This window comes from Gracilibacillus saliphilus (assembly GCF_010994085.1).
GTDB classification, from domain to species: domain Bacteria; phylum Bacillota; class Bacilli; order Bacillales; family Amphibacillaceae; genus Gracilibacillus; species Gracilibacillus lacisalsi.
On sequence record NZ_WJEB01000048.1, the window covers coordinates 23,566 to 31,815 of the forward strand.

General features: G+C 33.7%; 12 protein-coding genes. 2 read left to right on the forward strand and 10 right to left on the reverse strand.

Annotated features, from left to right (window positions below; genetic code table 11):
- Positions 1 to 29: 29 nt before the first annotated feature.
- The 10 genes from GHT08_RS20780 to GHT08_RS20820 form a co-directional block, all read right to left on the reverse strand.
- On the reverse strand, positions 30 to 464 hold the full coding sequence (locus tag GHT08_RS20780; RefSeq protein WP_163583303.1) for a hypothetical protein: 435 nt from the start codon (positions 462 to 464) through the stop codon (positions 30 to 32).
- Complete coding sequence (locus tag GHT08_RS20785) at positions 430 to 1,722, reverse strand: replicative DNA helicase (RefSeq protein ID WP_163583304.1); 1,293 nt, start codon at positions 1,720 to 1,722, stop codon at positions 430 to 432. The genes GHT08_RS20780 and GHT08_RS20785 overlap by 35 nt, the downstream gene beginning before the upstream one ends.
- A complete protein-coding gene (locus tag GHT08_RS20790; RefSeq protein ID WP_163583305.1) occupies positions 1,703 to 2,032 on the reverse strand; it encodes a hypothetical protein in 330 nt (109 codons plus the stop codon). Before GHT08_RS20790 ends, GHT08_RS20785 begins: the two co-directional genes overlap by 20 nt.
- Positions 2,032 to 2,847, reverse strand: coding sequence for a Lin1244/Lin1753 domain-containing protein (locus GHT08_RS20795; protein ID WP_163583306.1), 816 nt, complete (start codon positions 2,845 to 2,847; stop codon positions 2,032 to 2,034). The genes GHT08_RS20790 and GHT08_RS20795 overlap by 1 nt, the downstream gene beginning before the upstream one ends.
- Before the next feature lie 416 nt (positions 2,848 to 3,263).
- On the reverse strand, positions 3,264 to 3,971 hold the full coding sequence (locus GHT08_RS20800) for a hypothetical protein (RefSeq protein WP_163583307.1): 708 nt from the start codon (positions 3,969 to 3,971) through the stop codon (positions 3,264 to 3,266).
- Complete coding sequence (locus tag GHT08_RS20805) at positions 3,971 to 4,360, reverse strand: replication terminator protein (RefSeq protein WP_163583308.1); 390 nt, start codon at positions 4,358 to 4,360, stop codon at positions 3,971 to 3,973. Before GHT08_RS20805 ends, GHT08_RS20800 begins: the two co-directional genes overlap by 1 nt.
- A 150-nt stretch (positions 4,361 to 4,510) precedes the next feature.
- Positions 4,511 to 4,726 carry a hypothetical protein gene (locus tag GHT08_RS20810; RefSeq protein WP_163583309.1) on the reverse strand — a complete coding sequence of 72 codons (216 nt, stop codon included), beginning with the start codon at positions 4,724 to 4,726 and terminating at the stop codon, positions 4,511 to 4,513.
- 247 nt (positions 4,727 to 4,973) lie between these two features.
- Positions 4,974 to 5,240, reverse strand: a complete 267-nt coding sequence (locus tag GHT08_RS20815) for a helix-turn-helix domain-containing protein (RefSeq protein ID WP_163583310.1) — start codon at positions 5,238 to 5,240, stop codon at positions 4,974 to 4,976.
- Between the two features lie 79 nt (positions 5,241 to 5,319).
- Entirely contained in the window at positions 5,320 to 5,451 is a 132-nt protein-coding gene (locus GHT08_RS22455; RefSeq protein WP_272953923.1) for a hypothetical protein, read from the reverse strand.
- Positions 5,452 to 5,697, reverse strand: coding sequence for a helix-turn-helix domain-containing protein (locus GHT08_RS20820; protein WP_163583311.1), 246 nt, complete (start codon positions 5,695 to 5,697; stop codon positions 5,452 to 5,454).
- Between the two features lie 148 nt (positions 5,698 to 5,845).
- On the opposite strand from GHT08_RS20820, the gene GHT08_RS20825 reads away from it, so the two are divergent.
- Positions 5,846 to 6,196, forward strand: coding sequence for a helix-turn-helix domain-containing protein (locus GHT08_RS20825; protein ID WP_238343635.1), 351 nt, complete (start codon positions 5,846 to 5,848; stop codon positions 6,194 to 6,196).
- A gap of 592 nt (positions 6,197 to 6,788) precedes the next feature.
- A complete protein-coding gene (locus GHT08_RS20830) occupies positions 6,789 to 8,222 on the forward strand; it encodes a recombinase family protein (RefSeq protein ID WP_163583312.1) in 1,434 nt (477 codons plus the stop codon).
- Positions 8,223 to 8,250 lie beyond the last annotated feature (28 nt).

The window sequence follows — 8,250 nt, forward strand, 5'->3', positions numbered from 1 at the left end:
CTTATTCATTTTTCACACATCCTTTATTGTTAAAATTGACTAACAATTGACGGAACACCTTGATTTTTAGCAAAAGATTCTAAAACATATCTAGCTTTGGCATTCAGTTGCTTATCTTCCTCCACTAATTCAGTTTTTGGATCTATAAATCTAACGCTCTTGATCGGTTTACCTTTTAGAAGATTGGTAGCTTGATCCTGGTTATCTGCTTTAACAATAAAACTTGTTTTGTCTGTATTTACCTGGAAGAACAGATCATCATGATTGATTCCTATTTTCTTTTGATACTCCTTTAATATCTGATTAATCCGTTTAGCATTGTTTGGTTTAAAATATAGATCCAGTTCACTTTCATCATCTTCCAGTGATAAGACTTGTTTTTCAAAAACCACTAGCATGATCAACGACTGTAAGCCATATGCCTTCATTTCAATTGCTTCCTGCAGCAACTCTCCCAGATTCATATCGTTCCTCCAAATCTGCAATAATGCCTGTTGATTTGTTGTAATAAAGGTCAACTGTTCCGACAGCACCATCACGAGCTTTAGCGACAATTACTTCAAGAATGTTTTGTTTTTCGGTTTCTGCATCATAGTAATCGTCTCGATACAAGAACATAATCAAATCACCATCTTGCTCAATACTTCCAGACTCTCTCAAATCAGATAATCCTGGTCGTTTGTCCTGACGTTGTTCCACATTCCGCGATAATTGAGCTAATGTTACAACTGGTAAATCATAATCTTTCGCAATTGCTTTTAATTGGTCTGAAATCTCAGTTACACGCATATGCTCATTATTGAAACGGTCTTTTGTTTGTATCTTGGTTAAGTAATCGATAAACACTATTAATTGCTTTCCAGGATGCTTTTTCATGACTTTTCGAATATCTGAACGCATATCCTGTGTCGTTTTCATAGAGTTATCAAATATTTCTAAGTTGTAAGTATCAATCTCTCCAATGGCATTGGACCATGCTTTTTTCTGGTGATCAGTAAGCTTATTAGATTGCTTAGCTAACAGACCGTTTATATTTGCTTCCGTACTTATCATTCTTCGCAATAAGGATTTCTTGTTCATTTCTAAAGAAAAAATACAAGGTACAAAACCTAATTTAGCTGCGCTTTTAGATAGTTTGAGTATGAACGCTGTTTTACCGATCGAAGGTCTTGCACCAATTATGGTACTTGTCTTTTTCTCAAAACCTAAGATCAATCTATCCAATGATTTAATTCCTGTTGGTATCATATTTTGACTTGATTGCTCTAAGTGTGGTTCTTCGTACAATTCAACCAGAACATCTTTAACATTTTGTTCCTGGTCTGTGCCCTGATCCACTATTTTTTCAAGGTTCAACATCAAATGATTAATGTCTTTATCTTGGGAAGAAAGGAAGCTCTCCAGTAGTTTATTTGCTTTTGATTTTCTAAGCTCATCCAAAAAGGTTTGCTCATAGCTTTCAAAGTTAGTTGGATCACCATCTGTCTTTAATTTGTTAATAAAATCAATACCGCCAATTTTATTTAACTGTTGATAAGATGATGATAACAAGGTTACTTGGTCAACTACTTTTCCGGACTTAAAAATCTTAATCATAGAATCGAAAAGTACTTGGTGTACTTCAACTTCTAGCATACTTGGTGTAATATTGGTTTCTTCGATCAGCGTGTTATCTTTTAACAAGCACCCTAATATTTGACGTTCAAGAAGTTCTCTTGACATTTTTCGTTTCTCCTTGATTCAGCAAAGCTTGGTGCTGTTGGAATTGTACTCTTTCCCACTCGACCTGTTCTGGTCGCTTTCGCTGATCTTTCACCCAATACTTTTTTAATCCAGCTACAGTTGGGTTAAAGCTTTCTTTTTCGATATAAAGTTGAACCATTTTAAAAAATTCACGGTCCGTACAATCTGCAAATTGGTGATACCATCTTGAGGCTACAGTTTTGCTACTAAGATCAACATTCCAGTTTGGAAAAAAGATCAATAACTGATTCATTTGTTCAATGAATTTTTCTTTACTTAACTTCGGCATTAGAAGTCAGCCACCTTTCGTTCACCTGGATTTTTGCGGAATGGTTTAACCTTCGACTGGTTAAATTGTTCTACCAGTGCCTCCGCATCATTCAATGTTTTAGCACCCTTGTTTTTCCAATCTCTCAGTATGCTCTCGACATACTTCCAACTTCGCTTATTTTGAACAACGGCTTCTTTCATGGCCCTAATTAAAATTTCTGGTGGGAAGTCTTGTTCCCAATCGTCTATTTGTTCAGCAACGATTGGTGAAATAGGGGCAACATGTTCATCAAAAAATCTAGCTGTATTAAGGGAAGAAATTTCGCCCTTATTATTATTAAGATCTTTATTTACTTTCCCTTTACTTTGTGTACTTTTGTTGTCAATAACTCTAACTGATTCACCATTTTTGTTAACAATAATTAAATAATTGTATGCATTAACCTCTTTTTCGCTCAAAAGGCAGTATTCTTGTACTATTTTAGGCTCTTTACGTCTTGAAGTAGCTTCGAGAAAACGCTCTTGGATGCCTCTGCTAGTAAGGATTTCGTAATTATCAAATTTTTCTTGACTGAATAATCCCCACTTCAAACAATCGTTAATGACATCATTTATTAAATTAATGTCAACATTAATGATTTTCGAGAAAAGTAATTGTTCCTTTTCTCCCCATTGATAGAAATAACTGTTTTTATAGATCTTCATTAATAATTTGATAATAATCGCAAATCCTGCTGCTCCATGTTTAGCTTCAATTAGTGCTACTTTTTCATCCTGGTCAATGTCTACGTCCAGTGGAAAATAATCTAATCCCTCTTTGATTTTTCTAGCCATTCTCTTCTGCCCTCCTGTCTTTTTTCTTAAATATTGCGGTCATTTACATTCCAAACAACTTTTCAAACCTTGGCGGAAAACCATACATTGCTGCTAAAATCATGAGAACAACTGCTAACCAATAGGACTTGTCCAATAATCGCTTCAAGCTATCACCTACCTCTGGAATTGTGGTATAATGGATTCAAACTATAAAATCTGTGATCTGGAACACTACATTAGGTTCCAGATCTCGAACGGTTTCCCTTGCGATTTTCATGCATTCAGTGACACTTCCAACTGGCACTACAATGGATTTGATGCAATGGAAATCGTTTTTTATTATCTTGAAGAAGTTGATTTCAAACATATTGACAACCTCCTAAATTACTAGGGAGCATAAAATATCTCTTTTACACTCCCGTTATGAGAATGCATTATGATAAAATATGAATCTTCCCTACTTTTATTTCATCTGCTAAATTTAGTGCTAAATAGTCTCTTATGTTGTCCATAGCTTCTAGTCTCCATGCTCCTCCATCTGCTTCAAACAATGCGCATTCTGGACCATTCTGCATACGGAAAACAAAGCTGCTTTCTGGTTGGTCTACATCAACAAATGTTCTATATGGTGCTAATAGTACTGGATTCGGTACAGCAACATCTGCTACTTGTGCAACACCAGTTTTCGCTGTAACACTTTGTGAAACCCCATCATCACCATAATTTTTAACATCTTCTTCTTTGATATTTCCGACAACTTTTAACAAAATATTCTTGTCGTCATTTAATTCAAAGCAAGATTGCAGTAATATATTAAATCTTTCAGCATCATAATATCTACCGTAATTAATAGTTGGTAACAATGCGTTAGCTTCTACCCAAATTGATCTATTTTCATCATTGTTCGTTGGTGACATTAATCGAACTTGGGTTGGACTAACTACATGAATTAGAAAATTATCATGTCCATCAAATTTCGATTTTGCATAATGCACAAGCGCAGATAATGTACTAACTTCAATTTCAGTTGGACGTGGTTCTTTTAGAAGTGTCACATCACCAGTAACAAATGTTTGTCCATTTTCATGGAATGTTTCGCGGTTACCTAATCCTACAATGTATTGAATTGCTTCTTTGATCATTATTTAGTTCCTCCTTGTTTACGAAAATCGATTACTTCTCCCTTGTCATCTTTTACGGTTCCATCATCATCTAAGTATGTTTGTCCTTTCGTACCTGATTTCAATTCAGCGCCGACAGTTTTACCAGTTTCATCACGATCAATGAGAATTACAGAACCAACATCTTTCCTTGGAGCTGGGGAAGATTTTACTTGAATTGAGGTATCAACAATTTCCCTTGCTTCATTTGGCTTTAATGTTAACGTCATTGTTAACTTTCTTGCTTTCTTGTGATCAGTATTAGGATCTGCAATGTTTTCTAATAGTTGTTGGAGTTCATAATTAAATCGTGCTGCAACTTCTCCATTAGCAAATGCATTTAGATCCACTATTTGCTTACTTTCTGACATAAGATTTCTCCTCTCATTATTTAAATTAGATGCTAGTCGCATCTTAGCAATCACGAACGATTCGGGGGAATCGCATGGCATTACGACTGATCGTTCATTTTAGACTGATTTCGTTCGTGATCACTAAGACAGGACTAGATGTCACTGTCTTTACTCACATTTTTCAATCTCTAAAGCTTTTAATTCTTCGATTCTTTGTTTATATTTTTTATTTTTTTGCTCTAAATCTATCTTTCCATTGAACATGACTTCCAGAGCAGCTTCAGGAATATTGCCCCTTTTATCAGAGTCCATCCAGGTCTCAAATTCTTTTAAATTTTTCTGGTTCTCTTTTATCCGATTTTCATACCATTCAACTGTTAACATTTGATCCACCACCAATCTTGTGATTTTAACCGAATAATATTTTTTATCTATCAAATCAAATTTTTATGTGTTATAATAAATTTACGAATTAATTTTCCTTTGCTAACTTGTTTCTGCAAGTTGGCTTTTTTTATTTGCGTAATGACGTAGCACACTAATCCTTTGTTTTGGAGACAACTTCAACCAAAAACTAGATCTTACTACCATTAATCAATCTCCTCTCTAGAAAATGTTTGTAGAATGATACTTAGAGAAAACTTATTAAACCTGCGATAATAACGTCTGATAACTGTTGTAAGATTGACAAACCATCCACGCCACATACAAATGCCACCATTACTTCTTGTGCTTGGGTGTTTGTTGCCCATGCTTGGAAAGTTGACATTGTTGGTTCCTTAGTATCGTTCTCGTACTTAGATATGTCCGACTGATTTATGTGTAACCTATGAGCTAATTCCTCCTGACTTAATCCAGCACGAGAACGACAAGCTTTTAAAATCGCCCCGTACTTCAAAACTTTTTCACCACCTTTCAATATTCCGAAATGGAATAGTTTATTTTATGATGAATGGATATAATAATAATGCGCCCTACTAAGCAGTATCTTGCTTGGACTGTTGTTCTAGATACTGCTTTTTTAATCTAGGAATGGATGTTTTCTTGAAGAAGTTAAGCATTAATTGTTTAGTATGGTTTTCACTGGTGGAAAAAATAACTTTAGTCAATTAGATCACCCTTTCATTATTTTTGATAAGTTTTTTATCATTTTTATCAAAAAAAATATCAGGAAATAACTCTCTCATGTCTTTATCGAAAAAAAGTTCATATTTCAAGAGTGTATCTCTTCCAGGATTAACCACACCTTTTTCTAGTTTTCGGACATAAACAGTTGAAATTCCTAACTTTTCTCCCAATTGATTTTGGGTTAAACCGAATTTTTTTCTAAGTTCTAAAAGTTTCTTTCTTTCCAAATAAAACACCTCATTTCTTGATAAGTTTTTTATCACTATAATCAATATAAACGATAAATTACTTATCGTCAATAATTATTTTGAAAAATATTTTATCTTTTGTTTTTTATGATAACTTTTTTATCTATAATAGGCTTGAAGAAGGGTTGTGAATAATTTGATAGGTGAACGGTTAAAAAGTTTAAGGGGTAAAAGATCTCAACAAGAAATTGCGGACAAACTTGGTATTTCTAGAGCTCGTTATTCTCACTATGAAACAAACAGAGTGGAACCTGACCAATCTTTATTGATAAAAATGTCTGAACTATTTGACGTTACAATTGATTTTCTTTTAGGTAACAGTCAGGATCCACACTTAACTGAAACAGAAGAAAACGAATTACAGTTTAAATATCTGTCTGAAATATTGAAGGAGGTTCCAGAAGAAGATAGAGACAAAGTTTGGGAGAAAATACAGGCGTATGCAGAAGGTATAGCAGACGCCCATAGAAAAGATTAAACTTTGATTTTTTTTCTTAAATTTTGAATTTCAGATATTATTTTTTTTGCTTCAGGGTCTTTCTTGCTATTCTCGATTAAAATTCTTAGAGCAACTTCTTTAATTTTGTCCAATTAGCACAACCCCTTAATAATAAATAATGTATTATTTATGTGTTTGTGTAGATCAAAAAACGAACGCTTGTTCTTATTTTTATATTATTATTGTAACATCATTGTAATATAAAAGATAGATAAAAAATACATGATTCCGAGATATTTTAAAACTTGTTGCACAGTTTCTACATGTTTCGACAAAATCAAGACAAAATAATAAATCCATTTTGATGGATTTTGACTGATTTAACAATAATTGTACGTTTGCAACGAAATTTAGCATAAAACATATAGAGATTTCCGGAACGACGGTATTCGACAATGTATAAATACTGACATCTGGTTCTGATATTTTTAAAATGATATTCAGCTATATTCTTGAGTTGTGAAAAATTCATACTTCATATTTTAAGATATGGAAAGTTTATTGTGTAGATGTAAATATTACCATAAAATGCGTACAGTCAATTGTGCGCTTTTTTTATAGGAGGATAAAAATGCGAACAGCTTTATACATACGTGTTTCAACAGAAGAGCAATTAGATGGTTTTTCTATATCGGCTCAAAAAAGACAATTAACATCTTATTGTGAGTCTCAAGGATGGGACGTAGTAGGTTTTTATGTGGAAGAAGGGAAAAGTGCTAAAGATACAAATAGACCTGAATTACAGCGCATGCTTAAACATATAGAAGATGGATTAATCGATTGTGTTTTAGTTTCTAAATTGGATAGATTGACCAGATCGGTATTAGACTTATATGAACTGCTTCAAAAATTCGAAGATAATGATTGTAAATTTAAATCTGCTACAGAAGTTTATGATACTACTAGTGCTATTGGTCGTATGTTTATCACATTGGTTGCTTCATTTGCTCAATTTGAAAGGGAAAGGTTGAGTGAACGTGTAAGTATGGGTATGGAACAAATGGCCAGAGAGGGTAAATGGAAAGGTGGTGCAGTTGGATACGGCCACGATAAAATAAATGATGAATTTGTTATAGTAGAAGAAGAGGCTAAAGTAATTAGAGATATGTATAACTGGTACAACAATGAAGGTCTGAGCGATCGCCTAATTGCTATTAGACTAAACGAAAGAGGGATACCAACAAGAACTGGTGCTAAGTGGGCAGAAAATAAAGTGAGAAGAACTCTTATTAGCAAAAAGAATATAGGTATATTGCAATACGGTGTCAGGACCAACAAAGATAAATCATTTGATGTAGAAGGTGTATACCCACCCATAATCGACAAAGGAACATATGAAGCTCATTTGAAATTACGAGATAGTAAAAGATTAAATAAAACCAAAGGCAGCGTTCAAAATAACTTTTATTTCACTGGTATAACTAAATGCGCTAGGTGTGGTAAAAGACTGAAAGGAATAAACAACTCCAGCAAAAAGGGACGAGCAAGGAAACGGTATTTGTGTGTAGGTAGGTCCATGAGAGAATGTGATCTTCCAACTGTCGCAGAAAGACTTATTGAAATACAGTTCTTGTCGGCTTTCAAAAAGATAATATTTGATGAAGGTGACTTTGATCTTAACGATAAAAATAATCAGGAAGATCTAAAAAGATATAATGAAATTACAAAAGATTTAGAACGGGTTAAATCCAGAAGGAAAAAATGGCAATATGCATGGGCTGAAGAACAAATATCAGATGAGGACTTTCAAAATCGAATGAAAGAGGAAAAAATTAAGGAAGAAGCTCTATTGAAGGAATTAGAGACATTGAACCTTGAAGAAGAAAAGGAAATGGACAATGAACTAAAAGAACTATTGTTAAATACTGCTGACAACTGGCATACGTTAGATGACGGTGAGAGAAAACAATTACTGCAGCTAATTATTAAACGTATTGTAATTGATATAGATCCTAATGAACCTGAAGAAACAAGGGTTTCTGTGGAAGAAATTAACTTTAATTAATAGGGGTGTCTATTGTAACCTCTGGTTC

Coding starts and splice junctions, on each gene's coding strand:
- GHT08_RS20780 (WP_163583303.1), bottom strand. CDS start 464: ATGAATCTGGGAGAGTTGCTGCAGGAAGCAATTGAAATGAAGGCATAT.
- GHT08_RS20785 (WP_163583304.1), bottom strand. CDS start 1,722: ATGTCAAGAGAACTTCTTGAACGTCAAATATTAGGGTGCTTGTTAAAA.
- GHT08_RS20790 (WP_163583305.1), bottom strand. CDS start 2,032: ATGCCGAAGTTAAGTAAAGAAAAATTCATTGAACAAATGAATCAGTTA.
- GHT08_RS20795 (WP_163583306.1), bottom strand. CDS start 2,847: ATGGCTAGAAAAATCAAAGAGGGATTAGATTATTTTCCACTGGACGTA.
- GHT08_RS20800 (WP_163583307.1), bottom strand. CDS start 3,971: ATGATCAAAGAAGCAATTCAATACATTGTAGGATTAGGTAACCGCGAA.
- GHT08_RS20805 (WP_163583308.1), bottom strand. CDS start 4,360: ATGTCAGAAAGTAAGCAAATAGTGGATCTAAATGCATTTGCTAATGGA.
- GHT08_RS20810 (WP_163583309.1), bottom strand. CDS start 4,726: ATGTTAACAGTTGAATGGTATGAAAATCGGATAAAAGAGAACCAGAAA.
- GHT08_RS20830 (WP_163583312.1), top strand. CDS start 6,789: ATGCGAACAGCTTTATACATACGTGTTTCAACAGAAGAGCAATTAGAT.